The 17,930-nt window shown below is 41.7% G+C and carries 16 protein-coding genes and 2 pseudogenes; 11 read left to right on the top strand and 7 right to left on the bottom strand.

Annotated features, from left to right (window positions below; translation table 11 throughout):
* Positions 1-6 precede the first annotated feature (6 nt).
* Positions 7-1,209 (bottom strand): aromatic amino acid transport family protein, encoded by a 1,203-nt coding sequence (locus tag GZN30_RS16355; protein WP_075652529.1) that lies wholly within the window; start codon positions 1,207-1,209, stop codon positions 7-9.
* An 825-nt stretch (positions 1,210-2,034) separates the two neighbouring features.
* On the opposite strand from GZN30_RS16355, the gene GZN30_RS16350 reads away from it, so the two are divergent.
* The 3 genes from GZN30_RS16350 to GZN30_RS16340 all read left to right on the top strand — a co-directional run bounded on the left by GZN30_RS16350 (position 2,035) and on the right by GZN30_RS16340 (position 4,005).
* The gene (locus tag GZN30_RS16350; RefSeq protein ID WP_075652530.1) at positions 2,035-2,715 is read left to right on the top strand and encodes a tRNA (adenine(22)-N(1))-methyltransferase; all 681 of its coding nucleotides are present in this window, start codon (positions 2,035-2,037) and stop codon (positions 2,713-2,715) included.
* Positions 2,716-2,981: 266 nt separating this feature from the next.
* Positions 2,982-3,629 (top strand): winged helix-turn-helix domain-containing protein, encoded by a 648-nt coding sequence (locus GZN30_RS16345; RefSeq protein WP_075648291.1) that lies wholly within the window; start codon positions 2,982-2,984, stop codon positions 3,627-3,629.
* Positions 3,589-4,005, top strand: coding sequence for a hypothetical protein (locus GZN30_RS16340; protein ID WP_139312198.1), 417 nt, complete (start codon positions 3,589-3,591; stop codon positions 4,003-4,005). The genes GZN30_RS16345 and GZN30_RS16340 overlap by 41 nt, the downstream gene beginning before the upstream one ends.
* 145 nt (positions 4,006-4,150) lie before the next feature.
* Here the strand turns inward: GZN30_RS16340 and GZN30_RS16335 are convergent, their stop codons facing one another.
* Both GZN30_RS16335 and GZN30_RS16330 read right to left on the bottom strand, forming a co-directional pair.
* The gene (locus GZN30_RS16335; protein WP_075648295.1) at positions 4,151-4,528 is read right to left on the bottom strand and encodes a VOC family protein; all 378 of its coding nucleotides are present in this window, start codon (positions 4,526-4,528) and stop codon (positions 4,151-4,153) included.
* 89 nt (positions 4,529-4,617) lie between these two features.
* On the bottom strand, positions 4,618-5,394 hold the full coding sequence (locus tag GZN30_RS16330) for an aminoglycoside phosphotransferase family protein (RefSeq protein WP_075648297.1): 777 nt from the start codon (positions 5,392-5,394) through the stop codon (positions 4,618-4,620).
* Between the two features lie 217 nt (positions 5,395-5,611).
* Here GZN30_RS16330 and GZN30_RS16325 point away from each other — a divergent pair, with 217 nt between their 5' ends.
* The 3 genes and pseudogenes from GZN30_RS16325 to GZN30_RS16315 all read left to right on the top strand — a co-directional run.
* Complete coding sequence (locus GZN30_RS16325; protein WP_075648300.1) at positions 5,612-5,896, top strand: type II toxin-antitoxin system TacA family antitoxin; 285 nt, start codon at positions 5,612-5,614, stop codon at positions 5,894-5,896.
* Positions 5,897-5,901: 5 nt separating this feature from the next.
* Positions 5,902-6,171 (top strand): annotated as a pseudogene (locus GZN30_RS16320) (type II toxin-antitoxin system RelE/ParE family toxin); the annotation flags it as partial.
* Positions 6,167-6,325 (top strand): annotated as a pseudogene (locus GZN30_RS16315) (IS110 family transposase); the annotation flags it as partial. The pseudogenes GZN30_RS16320 and GZN30_RS16315, both read left to right, overlap by 5 nt.
* A 247-nt stretch (positions 6,326-6,572) precedes the next feature.
* On the opposite strand, the gene GZN30_RS16310 reads toward GZN30_RS16315, so the two are convergent.
* From GZN30_RS16310 to GZN30_RS16300, 3 genes are all read right to left on the bottom strand, one after another.
* Complete coding sequence (locus GZN30_RS16310; protein WP_139312200.1) at positions 6,573-6,974, bottom strand: hypothetical protein; 402 nt, start codon at positions 6,972-6,974, stop codon at positions 6,573-6,575.
* 297 nt (positions 6,975-7,271) lie between these two features.
* Positions 7,272-7,766, bottom strand: coding sequence for a YcxB family protein (locus GZN30_RS16305; protein WP_075648307.1), 495 nt, complete (start codon positions 7,764-7,766; stop codon positions 7,272-7,274).
* Positions 7,767-7,975: 209 nt separating this feature from the next.
* The gene (locus GZN30_RS16300) at positions 7,976-8,236 is read right to left on the bottom strand and encodes a DUF5062 family protein (protein WP_075648309.1); all 261 of its coding nucleotides are present in this window, start codon (positions 8,234-8,236) and stop codon (positions 7,976-7,978) included.
* Positions 8,237-8,835: 599 nt separating this feature from the next.
* Here GZN30_RS16300 and brnQ point away from each other — a divergent pair.
* On the top strand, positions 8,836-10,140 hold the full coding sequence (gene brnQ / locus GZN30_RS16295) for a branched-chain amino acid transport system II carrier protein (protein WP_075648311.1): 1,305 nt from the start codon (positions 8,836-8,838) through the stop codon (positions 10,138-10,140).
* A gap of 89 nt (positions 10,141-10,229) precedes the next feature.
* On the opposite strand, the gene GZN30_RS16290 is transcribed toward brnQ, so the two are convergent.
* On the bottom strand, positions 10,230-10,664 hold the full coding sequence (locus tag GZN30_RS16290) for a GNAT family N-acetyltransferase (protein ID WP_075648313.1): 435 nt from the start codon (positions 10,662-10,664) through the stop codon (positions 10,230-10,232).
* A gap of 799 nt (positions 10,665-11,463) precedes the next feature.
* On the opposite strand from GZN30_RS16290, the gene GZN30_RS16285 reads away from it, so the two are divergent.
* From GZN30_RS16285 to GZN30_RS16270, 4 genes are all read left to right on the top strand, one after another.
* Positions 11,464-13,386, top strand: coding sequence for a hypothetical protein (locus tag GZN30_RS16285; protein WP_075648315.1), 1,923 nt, complete (start codon positions 11,464-11,466; stop codon positions 13,384-13,386).
* Between the two features lie 1,079 nt (positions 13,387-14,465).
* The gene (locus GZN30_RS16280; RefSeq protein WP_075648317.1) at positions 14,466-16,136 is read left to right on the top strand and encodes a peptide ABC transporter substrate-binding protein; all 1,671 of its coding nucleotides are present in this window, start codon (positions 14,466-14,468) and stop codon (positions 16,134-16,136) included.
* Positions 16,137-16,151: 15 nt separating this feature from the next.
* Entirely contained in the window at positions 16,152-17,081 is a 930-nt protein-coding gene (locus tag GZN30_RS16275; protein WP_075648318.1) for an ABC transporter ATP-binding protein, read from the top strand.
* Positions 17,081-17,908, top strand: coding sequence for an ATP-binding cassette domain-containing protein (locus tag GZN30_RS16270; RefSeq protein WP_075648320.1), 828 nt, complete (start codon positions 17,081-17,083; stop codon positions 17,906-17,908). Before GZN30_RS16275 ends, GZN30_RS16270 begins: the two co-directional genes overlap by 1 nt.
* Positions 17,909-17,930 lie beyond the last annotated feature (22 nt).

Here is a 17,930-nt window from a genome sequence, read left to right as displayed (position 1 = left end):
ACTAAGTTAAGCGATAAATTGAGCTAGGATAATAACCACACCACAAAGTGTTGCTAGACCCATTGCGATTGGACCACCTTTAACACGGTATAGGTGAGCTTCTTTGTGCACTTTACGCGAAGCGATAGTCATAGCAACTGGTAGGAAGATAGCAATCACAACCAGAGCGATCGCTGCGTAACCTAGAGCCATGATAAAGCCTTGTGGGTAGAACAAAGCAAACGCTAGTGGTGGCAGGAATGTAACAAGTGCCACTGATACACGGTTACCTTTCAACTTGTCTTTCGTAGTATCACGTAGGTAATCGAATAGACCTAGGGAAACACCCAAGAAAGACGTCACAAGTGCCAAGTCAGCAAATAGACCGATCATCACCGCAATGTTCGAGCTACCTAGAGTTTCACCTAGAATGGCAATCATCGCGCCTAGTTCACCGTTCTCCATTAGGATGTCTTGCTGAACAACACCAAGAGTACAAGCCAACCAGAACAAGTAAACGACTAGAGGGATACAAGAACCAATAAGCATCGCTGTACGTAGGCTCTTAGTCTCGCCATCGAAATAAGTAACGATTGATGGGATAGAACCGTGGAAACCAAACGATGTAAAGATTACCGGTAGAGCTGCGAAGAACAGACCCCAACCTTTTGGAGAAGCTGCTAGCAGCGTACCTGAAATATTAGGGCTCAAGAAAACCAGTACACCTGCCATTGCTAACATCATAGCGCCAAACAGAACACGGTTTACTTTATCAACCACCGCTGTACCAGCTGCTACAAGCGCCGCTACGATAGTAACGAAGATCAGAGAGCTCATCCAAGCAGGGATCTGAATACCCGTTAGCTGGTCTAGACGAGTCGCCATGTTGCTACCGCCACCCGCTACGTATGCTGCACATAGTGCATATAGAAGCATAAATGTCGCGATGGTTGCCGCAATTTTGCCAGGGTTACCCAAAAACTTGGTAGAAAGAGTGTGTAGCGTCGCTGAACTATCAGCATGTTGGTGAACTTCTAGCATTAACATAGAGGTATATGTCATCAATGCCCAGAAACCAAAAAGTAGTAGAACAGACACGCCAAAACCTAATCCTGCTGACATCAGCGGGATAGAAAGCATACCAGCACCGATAGATGTACCAGCGATAATTAAACCGCCGCCAATCACCTTCGACATGCTGTTTGTCGATGTTGTTGTGGTTATTTCCATATGTTGCCTTTTTATTATTAACAGTAGGGACTGGCACTTATTAAATAGACCATTTAAGAACTAGGAAAGAGTCAGACGAATAAACGAAATTGGATTACTTGTATATAATAAACAACAGAGAGATTAATTAAAAATTGAGAGATCACATCTCTTTTAATTAGAAAAGTAAGAGGTCAATACCTAGAAATCAGTGTTGAAATTTGCATCAAAGCAAGTAAATGGGAGGTTGCAAACACTTTTGGCATGTACATTCTTTGCACACCACCTGTACAAAACTATTTACAAGGCAACTGGATATGTCTTTTTTGTTTATTTAGCTCTAAAAGCACAGAAATAGATACATATTTTATTAATCAAAATATTAATTAATCAAACAATAGCTTGAGCTTTATTTACAAAAACGCAACAAAAATCATTTTTATATAGTAAGAAAATTTTATCTTATCGATTCAATTTTTATTTTCACAGGCTATAAAAACGAGAATCTCTTAGTTATGTTTGCATTTTATAAAATAAACACCATTCGTCTACTAATCATGATTTGAAGTAGCGCACATTCTGTGATTTCAGTTCAGATACGAGTGACATGACGGCTCTTCTCTTCAGGAAAATATTCCTATCCTCACAATAAGAAACACATCCCAAACGCGACCACTTGGCAAAGCTATAGCCTGTAGAAAGCTAAATCTCTCTGCTAAATCTTTGTCTATTAAACTAGGCGCTCCTTGCCCGTGCTTGCAACATCGCTAATCATGAATCAAGAAGCTTGGGATAAACCAAGTGAAGGTATACAATGCGCCGTTTTTTTCCTCTGGCAGACGACAATTGAAACTAAGTAAAAGACTGAAACAAATCGAGCAAATGGTAGGTAATGGCTATGACCATATTTGGGATTGCTGCTGTGACCATGGCTTACTCGGCATTGCTTTGCTTGAAAGGCAAGCTGCACCTTATATTCATTTTGTTGATATTGTTCCTGAACTTATCTCTGGTGTGGAAGCAAAACTGCAAAAGTTTGATTCTAAGACGCAATCCCATTGGCAAGTTCACTGCTTAGATACCGCTGCGATCCCTTTTGCTCATTATCATGGCAAACATCTAGTCATCATTGCTGGTGTTGGGGGCGATCTCATCAGTCTGTTCGTCAACGCGATCCTAAAGCAGCACCCTAACTTAGACATCGAATTTATTGTTTGCCCTGTGCACCATCAGTTCGCTCTAAGAGAAACGTTCCGTTCTTTGCAGCAGGGATTCGTTGATGAAGCGTTAGTGAAAGACAATGGTCGATTTTATGAGATTATTCATGTAGCGAATTGCCATTCACAGCCAACTTTAATTAACACGGTTGGAGAAAAATTTTGGCAAACGACAAGCGCAGAAGGTGTTGAGATTGCGAAAGAGTACCTAGATAAAACGCTGATGCACTACAAAAAAATTCAACAAGGCAAAAAGAAAAATGTTGATCACATTGTTGATGCGTATCAAGCGATCAAAATTTGGGGTTGAATAACATAAAACTTAGCTTTTCGCCGGCTTTCTCAAGCGGTATTGATTATATTTATATTTGAGGGGTGACAAGTTCGATTAAAGACCTTCAATCCTCATAGAAAAACAATATGTGATTAATTATTAATGAACTTATTAATCTAATGAATACGAGGTGAAACTTCTAGATACGTGATAACAATCGCAATTCTAGAATAATTGATTTCCCTATCTAATCCTCTTATAATCCGCCCCCCGATTCACCTTATACACAAAATTAGTTGGTTATGAACAATAATAACTCTTTAGTATTAGGGAATTATATTTGGGACAGGACGACTCACCATTTACAGCCACTTTCTTCTAACGATGCTACCGAAGAACAAGGCTCAGTTAGACTCACTAACAAGCAAATCGCACTCTTGTCTTGCCTTGTGAATGCATGCCCAAATCCCCTTACACATACAGAGATCGTTAAACAAGTTTGGGGCAATGAGTACATTTCTCCTGAGAGTTTACCTCAGTTGATTAATCGGACAAGAAAAACGATCGGCGATACCGAGAAAACGATCTTAAAAAACATTCTAAATGTTGGATATACGATTGACGTCCAAGTCAACGCTCCAAAAACGCCAGAATTAGAAAACCAGAAAGAGATTAAAGAGAGTTTACCACCAAGTGAACGCTCTGGTACTAACTTTAAAACACTAGTTAAACTCATTATTGTTGTTTTGATGGTAGTTATAACCAGCTTTAACCTTTTGAACTTTTATGATGCCTACACGTCAAAGCGTGATTTTATAAACACGCGTTTTTGGGCCCCCTATCCATTGTTAAAAGTGAATACAGAAGGTGGCGCGACAACAATCAAACTTGACGACGGGGAGTGTAAGTATGAAAAAGACAGCCAAACAATGGACTGCAGACAAATTTAGAATGTTTGTTGTTATTGCATTGGTATTAAATGCAATCATTCTGATGATAACCGAACAGCAAAAAAGCTATTGGGTTGGCAACTATATCTCTGACACCCAAACCGTGCTTGCTCATACAGAGCAGTTCCACAATAATATGATGGTACGCACGACACGCTATGTGCCTGAGTCGATTAACCAATACGGAAAAAGCCAAGACTATAACTACGACTTCACATTGCTTGGACGTGGCAAAGTCGTTCTCCACAATGAAGAAATGCCGATAAAAACTGGCTACCACCAATATTTTGGCATTGATGATCAGTGCGTAATTGTATTCCGCAGCCCTCATCGACAGATCATTAACAATACATCACTCTTGTGTTTGTACAACTAAAGCTGAAGAGCTTCTTAGCCAACGCTAAGAAGCTGCCTCCTTGTTACTGAAAGCCAATGGTTTCACACTAGAAACTTGGACGCGAGGCACTTTTTATTCGCTTACTCTTTGGACTAATTACCAGTCTTCTTGATCTGCAACAACATCAAGATTTCCATGTATCAAAAACAGCTTCAATATTATGACCATCTGGGTCATGAACAAAGCAAGCATAATAGTTTTCGGTATATTGAGGTCTTGGACCCGGCGCACCATTATCTTGTGCTCCTGCTAAAATAGCGGCGTCGTAAAAATCTCGGACCTTTTGTTGACTCGCCGCACGAAAGGCAATGTGAAAACTGCTTAAAACCCCCGTCGTATTAGCACTGCAAATCTCAAATAGGAAGCCCTTTCCAAGGTCAAAAGCCCAAAACTTGCCCTCTTCGCCAAACGCAATTGAATACCCCAATGGACGAAAAGCTTGTTCGTAAAACTTTCGGCTGCGCTCTAAATCGCTAACGGGAATAGTAACGTGATCAATCATATTTAAACCTAGCTATTGTTTGGAAAGAGAATAGCTGAATACCTCTTTCCTTTGAAGAACTTGAAACTTTACGAACCTACTTGAATTGCTTATCCATTACTTAGCACGAGCTGAATTTTTTGCTTATTTTCAGTGATATATTCTATGTCGTTTAGATATGCTTGAAGATGACCTTGCTCTATATTTTCAGCAAAGGATTCATTACCCTTTTCAGCTTCACGGCACATAAAAGAGACTAAAGCCTGCAGTCGTTGAACCATTGCATCAGCTAGTTGCTCTCTTTCTGATTCAGTCGCACCGTAGCTGTCACAGAACAACTTCGCCCTAGCTAGCTGCTCTGCGGTTGTGCCGAGTCTGTCGTTGTTGTCTGTTTTGAACGGAACCCAGCAATATACCGAATAGGCTAAATCCCATATTCTTGGTGCTGGATGAGCGGTATCGAAGTCAAACACACCACTCACTCTATTCTCTGATAACGCGACATTATATGGGGTAAAATCACCATGGCATATAACTTCGTAGGGCTCTCTCGGCTCTAACATCCATTGGTATGCATTAATATCAATTTTTGCTAAGAATGCAGCCGTTGAGTCATGTATTTTACGTAATAATTTACCCGCCGAAATGAGTGCATCATGTGTTGCGATTGCGCCAGCCAAAGGATAATTATAGGTATTACCTGCGACAAAACTTAGGATTTCTTGGTCTTGATTGACACCAAGAAATTTTGGACTTTCATTAACACCAGTTTGCTCAAGATGCTCTAAAACAAGATGAATGGTAGAGCTCCATGGCTGAAGAGGTCGATATACCACTTCACCATCTCGATATATCGCTGATTCTCTTCCACCTTTTAATTCTTCCACTGTTCCTCCTTGCACCACTAACGAATAATCTAGCTTTCAACTCCCGAGAAAAGATCACCATTCAGTGGAGCACATTTATACAGAAAGTACCCTGTCTGATATTTCTCGTTTAAGTAGGATTGATTGCCAACTGACAGGCTGAAGGCTTATATGTGTTAGTTGCCCATCTCAAAGCCTAGCGCTAACATTTGTACACACACCAATAAAGGAATACATCATGGACACTAGAATTCAATTTCGTGTTGATGAAGAAACAAAACGCCTAGCTCAACAAATGGCTGAGAGCCAAGGTCGGACTCTAAGTGACGCATGCCGTGAGCTTACTGAGCAACTCGCTGAACAACAAAGAAAAACATTATCTCACGATGCATGGCTAACTGAACAAGTAAACCTAGCATTTGAGAAGTTTGACTCAGCAAAATCCAATTTCGTTGAGCACGACATTGCTAAATCTCTAATGGAAGAGCGCAAAGCCAGAATCCGTAATCAAGGTAAGCAATGATTTAATGGGAAGAAGAGTCACTTAATGATCGTGAAAAGATCTTCGAGTTTCTCTATGACTTCAACCCTGATGCGGCAGAAAAAGCTGACAACCTCATTGAAGCAAAAGTAGAAAACTTGCTTGAACAACCTTTAATTGGTGTACAACAAGATCGCATCCGCGGACGATTAGTCATTATTCCTGAGATTTCAATGATTGTCTCTTACTGGGTCGAGGGCGATATCATCCGTGTTATGCGTGTACTCCACCAAAAGCAAAAATTCCCTACGAATTGATTTAGCAAAAAAACACTTCAGCATTCATGCCGTGGACCAGCATGGCAAAGTTTTACTCAATAAATCAATCACTTGCTCTAAAATTCTGACTACAATAGCAAATACACCTCCTATGCGAATAGGTATCGAATCGTGTGGTGGTGCACATTGTTGGTGAGAACATTACGCAAACTTAGTATGATGCCCACTAGCGGCGAGACCGCGATAAGAGATCCTCAATATGTGTTTGCCGTAAGCAATGCTTAATGACCAAACTGACAAAGCGAAGTAAATAACTTTGTTGTTCGAAGAGCATTGGCTGCTTACGCAGCCAACAGGATGTTATTGCCTATTGACAGGCAGAAGGCTCATATGTGTTAGGCTTTTAACCAACAGCTGTATTTTTACGCTCAAAAGCGACTTCAATCCTTTGAGATTTGATGCGCATAATCTAAGAGGATTTCCTCGTCAAATCCCTCATCAGACAAACTTGCCATACCATGTAATACATCAGTGTCATCCAATAGATCGAAACGTCCAGATAAGACAGAGTCATTGCTGTCAATCAAAGTTTTTATATGGGCAATTTCTCTATCAACCATCGCATTAGTAAAGCCAACATACTTATAGTAGCTATCAACGTCATAATTTAGCTCTCGAAGCTCATTATCACTATCAATTTTTAACTTGCGCTTCAATGCCTCTATATCGTGGATCCAGATTTGACCATCTTTAACATAGAATTTTCCATTATAGGCATTTTCATCAAACTTCTCTTCAAAACCAAGAGTAAGTGCCAATTGTATATTCTTTTTGTAATCCATCTTCATTCTCATACCTATGATATGCCCTCGAAGCCTAACAGTTCTTAGACCGAAAAATTCTATATTTAAATACAGGATCTTTCTATCTAAGTCCTTAATCATGCTAATTTTATCGGAACTTTTCTTTTATAAACCGAGAGCTAAAGCCAACATTTAGATGAACGGTGCAAAAATATAGAATCATACATAGGGTTCAGCAACAATCCAAAGCCGAAATCAAACCCAAGATCAACAAAGGCGAACCCATCGATTCGCCTCTGTTTGCTGAAACTCGCTTACGAGCATGTACTAATAACGTTAATTCGATTTTGCCGCTGCATGCTGCTCAACCATAAACGCGACCACCTGTTCGTTTAGGCAAGATTTACTCACATATTGGCGCTGTTTGCCCAGATGAAGAATTAAACCTAGCTCGCTCTGTTCTAGTTGGTCGATTTCACGCCAAGCGAGTTGACGGTCAATTTTGCCGCTTTTATAACGCACACCATCAGTGTTGATTTGAAGCGTCACTTTGTTGCCACGGCTTGAGCTAATGGTTTGTCGCCATAGCCACCAAGTTCTTTTACAGTACACACTGAAGGCTTCAATCACACTCAACACGATAAAGAACCAACCGACATAACCATTTGGTAATAGCTCAAACTCAAGTAAAACCACACCAAAAATTAGAAAGAGTATCCCTTTCAAATACGCTTTTGGGAACTTAACTGGCTGGCTCGTTTGATCATAACACTCTGCAAAGAAAGGCTTGTCGAGTGTGTATTCTGTAGTGAAATCGAAATCTTTAGACATGTGAGGTTACTTTAACGTTGCTGTGAATGAGTATTCCATGTTGCGCTCTGGCAACACCAACATTGTATCGCTTCTCTCGGCATATCATTAACAATTTCGGCTCTGTTTTGTAAATCAATGATACCTAATGCCTCAAAGGCTGCTATCAAGATCAAACAAGGCGAGCCATTCGGTTCGCCTTGCGCTCACTGATCATAGAATCAGAATGTCTACTTCAAAGGATCGTTATCCGGTAACGCGCTGTGAATCCAAACTGCCAGTCTGTGTTTGATATTCGCTCCATCAAGTTTGCTTTCAGGTAATGGGGTGATTTGTTTGGCGTCAACCAAGAACAGATAAATCGCTTTTACTCTTAATGGCTGTGGCGACTGAGGCAGATCAAAGCCTTGCATCTTTGCCATCTTCCCGCCGATCTCAAGTGCCTTCTTAACCAATTTGTCTTCATTATGAAGCTTGGAGCTTTTTGACATTAATAGAATCCTCTTCCTTCACTTAAATTAAGAATACCTTAAGTACTAAGCCCTGCGTGTTAGTAAGCTCTCATATTGAGAAGGTCGCCTGAATATGGTGTCTGTCTGCGTTTATAGTATTGGATTGGTTTCGCATGCAAGAAAGAGAGATATTTTATTTTGAAAATCAGGCTAAAAATACGTCAATAACCGTATTGTTAACAAAATGAAAAGTCATTTACACCAACAAAGTAATCAAAAAGCAGTACAAATAACCACACCAAAAAACAATGATTGTTCATTTTGACTTATTTTCCACCTCGGGGTTGTGCCAATAGGCTTATGTTAGTTAGGGTAAAAGCACGCCAAGGCAAAAGTATTGCTTGGTGTTTTTTTATCATTAAGGATCACGACTCATGTCAGCAACTGCGCAATCACAATTCGCTTTAAAACGCCCATCTGGCGTTGCTGCTGCGATCCTCCTGCTCTCTCTGAAACTGATTCAGGGCTGACAGGCTACATCTAAACTTTCTGTCAGCTTGAAAAGAAGCTGACGGGATTGCCACATACATTTCCTATTCCTTTCAGTTTCTTTCAAGCGAAACATAAGAGGAATAACAATGTTAAGCGCACGCAATATCGCCGCTTTGGGCTTTATGACTTTCGCCATGTATTTAGGCGCAGGCAACCTGATCTTCCCTCCATTTTTGGGCTACCAAGCAGGTGAGAACTTTCTTAGCGGAATGTCTGGTTTCCTCTTAACTGGCGTAGGTCTGCCTGCGATGGCACTAGTAATGGTGGCTATTGTCAACGGCTCAGACAAATTAACCGCCGCCCTTCCTAAGCCTTTGGCGACCAGTTTTTGGGTGATGGTCTTTATCGTGATTGGTCCTGCGTTCGTGATCCCACGTGCGATTACCGTCGCTTACCAATTTAGCTTTGCGCCGATGTTTGGTGATGCCGCTTTGATCCCTTTCACGCTGGTTTTCTGTGTTGGCACCATTCTATTTGCCCTGTATCCCGGTAAGTTAATCGACAACCTAGGTAAAATTTTAACTCCAGCATTAATGGCTATCTTGGTGGTAATGTCTGTCACGGCTTTGGTTTACCCAGCAGGCGAGCTCACCACCGCAACGGGTCCATACGTATCTGGTGCCTTTGCAGAAGGTTTGACACAAGGCTACATGACGATGGATGCATTAGGTTCTATCGGTTTTGGTTGGATCATCTTTCGCGCAATTCGCAGCATGGGGGTAAATTGCCCGAAAGCTACGGCAAAGTACACATTGATTGCGGCATTGATGTACGCCGTCGCGATGGCATTTGTCTATATTTCGCTGGCTTACATTGGCTCAACCAGCTCATACCTAGGGTCTAATTTTAGTAACGGTGGCGATATCCTAACTGCGTTCACTTTTAATCACTTCGGCGCGTTTGGCTCGCTATTGCTTGGGGCTGTGATGATCTTAGCGTGTTTGACCACGGCAATTGGCGTCACGACCGCTGGCAGTGAGTTCTATGACAACACCTTTAGCAGAGTGAACTACAAAGGCTGCGTAGTAACGACAATGGTACTGGCTGGTTTGATTGCCAACGTCGGTTTAGAGCAGTTACTTGCTATTACATTGCCAGCGGTTGTGGCGCTTCACCCAGTAGCGATTGCACTAATGATCATGGCACCTGTGCGCTATAAGTTGCCGCAAGTTATGGTGGTCGTAACCGCGTTTACCGCGCTGAGTTTTGGCTGTGTTGATGCGTTACACATTCTCGGTTACATGCCAGAAGCGGCAAGCCAATGGTTAGAGAGCAATATGCCGCTATACCACTACTTTGCCAGCTGGATTGTGCCAACTGTCGCCATGGTTGTTTTGGGTATCGTTACCCATAAGCAAGCAGAACAACCAGTAACGATGACAACGGATTAAGTACTGAGCGCTCGCTATACCTGAAGTCGAGCTTGAACCGAATACCAATTGGAATAGGTAAAATACTGATTCTGGTTGGTATCCTTCAACTATTGATACTCCATCACCCAGCGCGCTTGGTTAGGACCAAAATAATCCGCCTCTTCTGCAATTTTACTAAAACCCAACGATTGGTATAAACGCAGTGCCGCTGGGTTTTCAGGGTCAACCGTCAATCGCACGCGTTGATAGCGCTTCTGCTCAAGCAGACGAGAAAGTAAGTTACGCCCAATGCCTTGACCTTGCGCTTCAGGGGCAACGGCCACAGAAAGAATCCAACCAATCTCAGCCGTTTCGCTTTGCGCCAGAATCAAAAACGCTTGCATTTGATCCTCTTTAAAAGCGGCAAAGCAACCTTTTGACCAACAATCATACGCTTGGCGGAAAAAGAAATCGGGTAACGCGTGAGCGCCAAAGCACTGCTGCTCTACTTGCGCCATCATGGCAAATTCATGTTTTTGAATTAAGCGATAGGTAATTGTCATTTATTGAGAGTAATTAGTAGGGTTGTTTAGCATCATCAAACTGTCCAATAAACTATCTGGATAATCAGTTCAGTGACATGTCGGGCGCATTCTAGCAAGGCTCTCGTTACAAATAAATCTAACGATGTCAGAACCACAGATGCGATGTGCCTCCAGTTTTATCACACAACATTTATGTATCGCGCCACCATTGATACTAACCATAGCACTGAATAACTTAAGGTAATAAAAACACCTCCCAGCAAAATGGATGCAATATGAATATCTGGATATTGAGCGCAGGCATACTTGGCCTATTTACCACATTAGTACATGTATTTGCTGGTCAGGTGGACCCAGTGAAACCCTTCCTCAAGTCAAGATTTATACACCAATACAAATAAACATCTAAAGAGCGCGCAAGAAAAAGGTTGAATATGAAATCATGCCAGTTCAAGAACCAGTTTCAATTATTACAAAGGGTTAATTCCATTTAAAAACATTATAATAAAACAGCATTCAACACTATAAAGGAGAAGTTTTCCATTTAACATGGGAATACCCACCCACCACTTTCACACTTACAATAACACGAACTTTCATGCACTCAGCAAAACCAAAATTAACTTTCGATTATATAGATCGCACATTTATACCCGTTGTATACAATAATGAAAATAACATTTTTACAAATTACATATCCATATTGATGGATATTCTAAAACAGATCAAAAATCATGGTTATTTATATAGTAGAGTTGGTTTTGTGTAAGACGTTTGTTTAAATCTATCCCTACTCAATTGGATAGGGATCGAGAAAATGAACATAAACAAACGTACTACGCTTTCTTCACTAATCCTTCTCTCTTTAGCTGGCTGCGGAGGAGGAGGGGACGGATCATCTGACTCTTCAAATGCGTCATCCCCCGATACTGCTTCGGTAATGGTTATTGATGGAGTCTGGGAAAAGGCGACAGTATGTCTCGACTCGAATAAAAACGGTCAATGTGACCCAGATGAAGAAACCGCGCTCACAAACGCAAATGGGATCGCGACATTCGAAAAATCAAAACTTAACGACATTGATATAATTGCAATCATTCGCGCGGGAGTGTCTATTGATAAAGACCGCGGTCTTGCGTCGACTGGACAAACATACGTAGCTGCTCATGGTGAAACCGTACTCTCACCATGGTCTACACTCGCCGCAACATTCGATGACGAAGACCCTTACACTAAAGTCTTCGAAAAACTTCCAAGTTTGGGGACACCTGATGAGCTCAAAAAAATCAGCTCAACCGACTGGACTAAAAGTGAAAATGTAACCAACAAACAGTTCAAGTCAATATCCCAGGTTATTAACGACATGCTTCGCGATCACCCATCGGAGACAAACCTGATATTGAATACTCTTTCCTCTGTAGGAAACGCCATAAGTAACATAGATACAGAAGACCTCGAGGAGTACTCCCTGAATTTTGACAAAAATAATAATGGCTTCAACTTTAATCAAAATTTTAGACCAAAAGTAGAAGGCACAATCCAGGATGTTAGCATTACTTATGACGGTGAACCAATCACAGACATTGACTTGAACATCTTATTTTCGGATAGAGATGGTGACTCGTTAACATTCGATATCACCCCAATGGTTGAAGGTCTTACAATTTCAAATGGTATCCTTTCAGGAGTGCCTGAAAAAGGTAATTACACTGTCTTCATTAACGCTGATGATGGTAAAGACAAATCCAAGCCTATCATTTTTAAAATAGATGCACTTGGTGAAGAGAAGCCACCCAAACAACTCGTTAGTGTTGTTAATTTTGAGCGTTTTCCTGACACGCTAAATGATGCAACCACTTACGAACCTTACAAAAATACCTTCATTCGTGCGGAGACGATATCGGGCACGGTCTTTATACAAATAATGGAAACGGATGGAACATGGAAATCTTATCCATTTAGAGACCCAGATTTCGCTTGGGGCGATCCCGATGGAGGATCTGTTTCTATCGACGCTGATGGCAACTTGTATATTACCTTGCTTGATAGTCACTTTGGGGAACAATACTATCTAGTCAGTGATGACTTGTCAGAAATGACACAAATCTCGTCTGAAACTCTTTCTTCGAGAAAATGCCACACACACCCATTATCGAGAATGTATTGTCAAGACTGGAGTAAGATAGTCAGAGTTAACCAATACAATACAGGCTTCGCTTATACAATAGGTGGCGTTAGTGTTGGCTCGGGTCACCTTCCAATCCCAGCCCTAAACGGAACCTTTGTAGACAGGAGCGATGTGCGTGAAGTCGTTAAAACTTACTACAACAGCAATTACAATAACGTAACGACAGTCGTAAGTTATAGAGACAGCTTTAATGGCGAATTATACTTAGGACTCGCCTTCATTATCCTCGACCTAGAAACCGAGGAGGTTACCATGGATACCCAAACTTGGAAGATTGATAGGCACGATTTTTTGTTTGATGACTTAATCGCATTTTCAACGCCAGATGGTGTAACAGGTCTACTTCATAATGTGATATTTAACTATCACTTCGACACCAGAAGTGCTGTCTCCTCTACCTTCAATTTAAGTAATTTGGGACTCGGAGATGGTTCAGATTCTGATTGGTACCACTCATTACCAATTGACTCAAACGGTAATTCCGTCGTTGTTTATGAGAACTACAATGACCTTAATTATGTTTTGAAGCCAATTTATAACACGCAACAGTAACCCTTAATTGCCCCGCTCCGCAAAGTTGTGGGGCAATTAGTTTCAACCACTCTGCTTTTTAACTCCTTAATTCTTACATACACAGGTTGGTTTGGCTTCAGCCAACTCTATACGACCACACTACTCCTTGGTCTGCTTTATCTCTTATTTACTTTAGTTTTCATCAGTGTTGGCTGGTACTTCTTTAAACTTCGTGTCTTTTTTACACTACCACAGTGGATTCTATTGCTTCCTATAGGGTTACTTGCCACCTACGGCTCGATGTAAACACATATGACATTTAATAATCACCACAGCTTGGGTAAGCAAAGCTATCAATATTGCTTCTGAAGTCACATACATGTTTGATTACTTCAGTCCGTCTGGCGCAATCCACTGAGATATTTATTTAATATCTCAGCCCTTCTGGGAAAAAAGCACTAAAACATCAATTAAAGTAAGGGAATATTTTTTACTTTAATTTAGTAATGCCCTTATCTTTTTCACCATAATTCGATAAAAGATAAGGATATTTTAGAAGCACGTCACGAGCAAATATGAGTTATAACCCAAACCATCCATCATTAGCAAAAATAAGACATTTAGAATCATCAACCATGACATTGAAAATGCAATCGTTATTCACAAAATATATCCCTGCAATTACTCACTAATCGAAAGATTATTTATAAATCACATATATCCACACCATGAAAACCACTTTGCGACACAAATCATATAAACAATAATTGTCATTTGTATGATTTTCATTAGTAGTGCGAGCGACCCTTTAAGTTTAAGCAAATATTAACTTAAATTCATTTTTGTCAAATAAATCATTAACATAAATTCACACGCCTTACCTTGGTTAGCCAACTAAAAATTGTTAGCATTACGCCATTAGACTGCCGACTATTGACATAATGAAGAATATTAACCTTGTCATCAGGCTAAACGGCAGAATTTTCGCTCATCAATTAATGAGCAGATAATGAGACTCTAAAATGGTTGTTTTTGGGCGTAGCTTAAGGGAGTTAATTTTTATCCTACGACCCTACTAACGTTGTTAATCATTAATAATGATAAGGAGATCAAAACGAATGAAATTAAAACTAGTCACACTTGCAACCGCTGCGGCTTTATTTAGTGGTGCATCCGTTGCAGCGGAAGATAAGCTTACTATCGGTATCTCACAATACCCATCTACGCTTCACCCTGTTATTGATAGCATGGTGGCCAAAACCTACACACACGGCTTTACTTACCGCGATACACTTGGCTACAACCCAGATTGGAAACTTGAGTGTTTCTTATGTGAAGAAGTACCGACGTTCGAGAACGGTCTAGCAGAAATCATTGATCGTCCAGATGCCAAAGAGGGTGAAAGTAAGCAAGGTGTGAAGATGACCATCTCGCTAAAGAAAGACCTTTTCTGGGGTGATGGTACACCGTTAACGGCTAAAGATGTGGCTTTCTGGCACGAAGTCGCGACATCAGACCAAGTTCAAGGCAACGCTCAGCTGGCTACTTTGCAAAAAATTGAAAAACTAAACGTGATTGATGATCACACTGTCGAAGTGTTCGTCGATAGCGTTTCATACAAATACAACGCAGATTACATCCCGAATGCGCTACCTACGCATATTGAAAAAGCAATTTTCGATGCCAACCCGAAAGAGTACCACCTAAAAACTAAGTACGTAACTGAGGCTGATAACCCTGGTCTGTACAATGGTCCTTTCACTATTGCTCAGCTCAAACAAGGTCAATTTGTTAGACTTGAAGCAAGCGAACATTGGAAAGGTAAACAACCTGAATTTAAAGATATCACGCTGAAAATCATTTCTGATACGCAAGCACTGCAAGCAAACCTTCTATCAGGCGATATCGACTACATCCCAGGAGAACTCGGTCTCACACTGGACCAAGCTCTGCAGTTTAAGAAAAAGTTTGGTGACAAATACGTAGTCGACATTCGTCCGGCTTCTCTATACGAGCACCTAGATCTGCAACTAGAAAACGAACATCTGAAAGACGTGCGCGTCCGTCAAGCTCTACTGTATGGATTGGATCGCGAGCTGATCACTGAGAAACTATTTGAAGGTCAGCAACAAGTCGCTTCTTCTAACGTGAGCCCACTCGATGCATCATTCTCTAAAGAAACGCCTTTCTATGGTTACAACCCAGAAAAAGCGAAAGCACTGCTAAAAGAGGCAGGTTACGAGCTAGTGAATGGCGTTCAAATGAAGAACGGCAAACCACTGGAACTCGAGTTCATGACCACTTCTGGCAACAAGACGCGTGAGCTTGTACAACAGTTCGCTCAAGGTCAGTGGAAAAAAGTCGGTATCAAAGCAGTTATTAACAACCAAACTGCGCGTGTTTACTTCGGTACCACTCTAACTCAGCGTCAGCACAAAGGTTTGGCCATGTTTGCCTGGAGTTCTGCTCCTGAAAACACACCACGTACAATGATGCACTCAGAATTCATTCCTACTGAAGCAAATAACTGGGCGGGTCAAAACTTTGGTGGTTACTCAAACCCAGAAATGGATAAGCTGATCGACCAAATCGAAGCAGAACTAAACGTTGAAAAACGTATGGCGCTTTGGAAGCAATACCAAAACCATTACGCAACCCAACTGCCAGCCATCCCACTCTACTACCGCGCGGATAGCTACATTCTACCTAAATGGCTTAAAGGCGTTGAGCCAACTGGTCACCAGAATTACTCAAGCTTCTGGGTAGAGAACTGGACACGTAGTAACTAAGTCATTGGGAAGTCTATGAGTGAAATCATTTTAGACGTCCGCAATATGAGTGTGGCCGTAGGGCCACACTTTGCAGTAAAGGATGTCAACTATCAGATTAAGTCGGGAGAAATACTCGGCATTGTTGGTGAATCAGGTTGTGGTAAATCACTCACCTCTCTCTCAGTTATGGGGCTACTGGATAAAAAGCTCAAACTATCAGGTGAAATCCTGTTTCAAGGTGAAAACCTAGTTGGGATGTCTGAAAAGCGTTACCAAAAAATCCGTGGCGAAGGCATTGGCATGATCTTCCAAGAGCCAATGACCGCCTTAAATCCGGTAATTACTATCGGCGAACAAGTTGCCGAAATGTTCATCATTCATGAAAACGTATCCAAAGCAGAAGCGATGAATCGTGCCATTGAAATGTTGAAACAAGTGCATATTCCTTTTCCAGAAAAACGCGCACGCGCTTTCCCTCATGAGCTTTCAGGCGGCATGCGCCAACGCGTTATGATTGCCATGGCACTGGCATGCAAGCCGAAAGTACTGATTGCCGATGAACCGACTACGGCGCTCGATGTAACCGTTCAAGCTCAAGTTCTCGACCTTCTTGAAGAGTTACGCGAGACCACCGGAACAGCGATTCAGTTTATTAGCCACTCGCTCGGGGTTGTCTCACAAATTTCTGATCGCGTGATGGTGATGTATGCAGGTCAAGTTGTTGAGTTTGCAGACGTAAACGAAATATTTGATAACCCTCAACACCCTTATACCCAAGCCTTACTCGATACCATTCCTCGAGTTGGCGTCAATGTAGACCGTCTTCCAGCTATTCCCGGTAGTGTTCCACCACTCGACATGCGTGGTGACAACTACACGTTCCGCGACCGCTGTCCTGAACTGTATGATCACTATGTGGAAGTGGCTAAGAAGCGCAAAGCAACCATTGGAGGTGTATCATAATGGCCTTGCTTGAAGTAAAAAATCTGCAAAAACACTACATTTTAGATCCCGGTTCTATTTTTGGACGTGAGCGCCAAATGCTTCACGTGACGAAAAACGTATCCCTGACTCTGGAAGCCGGTAAAACGCTCGCAGTGGTTGGCGAATCAGGCTCCGGCAAGTCCACGCTTGGACGTATGGTAAGTATGCTCGAAACTCCGGATTCGGGTGATATTCTAATTTCTGGGCAAGAAGTTTCTCGATTAAGCAGCAAAGCTCAACGTCCACTCAGACAAAAAATTGGTCTGGTATTTCAAGACCCATATTCTGCATTAAACCCACGTATGCCAATCCTTGACTCTCTGATCGAACCAATGAAGGTCAATGGTATAGGCGATAAACAGTCACAACGAGCTCGCGCACTAGAAGTACTGGAATGGGTTGGCATGCATGAAGATGTGCTAACACGTTACCCGCATGAGTTTTCCGGTGGTCAAAGACAACGTATTGCGATTGCTCGCGCCTTAATGCTCAAACCGGAACTGATCATTGCTGACGAACCTCTTTCTGCACTTGATGTATCGGTTCAATCTCAAATCCTGAACTTATTTAAAGATCTACAACAAGAACACGGTATTGCGTTCTTCTTTATCAGCCATGATATGGCGGTGGTTTACCACCTCGCTCATGACATTGTGGTGATGAAAAGTGGTGAACTAGTAGAACAAGCGACGAAGGAAGCTTTCTTCGCCCAACCAAAACACCCATACAGTCAAGAGCTGCTAAACGCAGTACCTGATATCGGCAATGCCCGTCGCCGTAATCAAGTACAACGTAAATCTGCATAACTCGACAAACCACAAAAGCAGA

This window comes from Vibrio ponticus, assembly GCF_009938225.1.
Lineage (GTDB): Bacteria > Pseudomonadota > Gammaproteobacteria > Enterobacterales > Vibrionaceae > Vibrio > Vibrio ponticus.
Note: the sequence above shows the minus strand (reverse complement) of the source record. Positions and strands in the feature narration are given on the sequence as shown.

What these genes read in the sequence shown, in the direction of transcription:
- GZN30_RS16355 (WP_075652529.1), bottom strand. Translation starts at nt 1,209, where the DNA reads ATGGAAATAACCACAACAACATCGACAAACAGCATGTCGAAGGTGATT.
- GZN30_RS16345 (WP_075648291.1), top strand. Translation starts at nt 2,982, where the DNA reads ATGAACAATAATAACTCTTTAGTATTAGGGAATTATATTTGGGACAGG.
- GZN30_RS16340 (WP_139312198.1), top strand. Translation starts at nt 3,589, where the DNA reads ATGAAAAAGACAGCCAAACAATGGACTGCAGACAAATTTAGAATGTTT.
- GZN30_RS16335 (WP_075648295.1), bottom strand. Translation starts at nt 4,528, where the DNA reads ATGATTGATCACGTTACTATTCCCGTTAGCGATTTAGAGCGCAGCCGA.
- GZN30_RS16325 (WP_075648300.1), top strand. Translation starts at nt 5,612, where the DNA reads ATGGACACTAGAATTCAATTTCGTGTTGATGAAGAAACAAAACGCCTA.
- GZN30_RS16310 (WP_139312200.1), bottom strand. Translation starts at nt 6,974, where the DNA reads ATGGATTACAAAAAGAATATACAATTGGCACTTACTCTTGGTTTTGAA.
- GZN30_RS16305 (WP_075648307.1), bottom strand. Translation starts at nt 7,766, where the DNA reads ATGTCTAAAGATTTCGATTTCACTACAGAATACACACTCGACAAGCCT.
- GZN30_RS16300 (WP_075648309.1), bottom strand. Translation starts at nt 8,236, where the DNA reads ATGTCAAAAAGCTCCAAGCTTCATAATGAAGACAAATTGGTTAAGAAG.
- brnQ (WP_075648311.1), top strand. Translation starts at nt 8,836, where the DNA reads ATGTTAAGCGCACGCAATATCGCCGCTTTGGGCTTTATGACTTTCGCC.
- GZN30_RS16290 (WP_075648313.1), bottom strand. Translation starts at nt 10,664, where the DNA reads ATGACAATTACCTATCGCTTAATTCAAAAACATGAATTTGCCATGATG.
- GZN30_RS16285 (WP_075648315.1), top strand. Translation starts at nt 11,464, where the DNA reads ATGAACATAAACAAACGTACTACGCTTTCTTCACTAATCCTTCTCTCT.
- GZN30_RS16280 (WP_075648317.1), top strand. Translation starts at nt 14,466, where the DNA reads ATGAAATTAAAACTAGTCACACTTGCAACCGCTGCGGCTTTATTTAGT.
- GZN30_RS16275 (WP_075648318.1), top strand. Translation starts at nt 16,152, where the DNA reads ATGAGTGAAATCATTTTAGACGTCCGCAATATGAGTGTGGCCGTAGGG.
- GZN30_RS16270 (WP_075648320.1), top strand. Translation starts at nt 17,081, where the DNA reads ATGGCCTTGCTTGAAGTAAAAAATCTGCAAAAACACTACATTTTAGAT.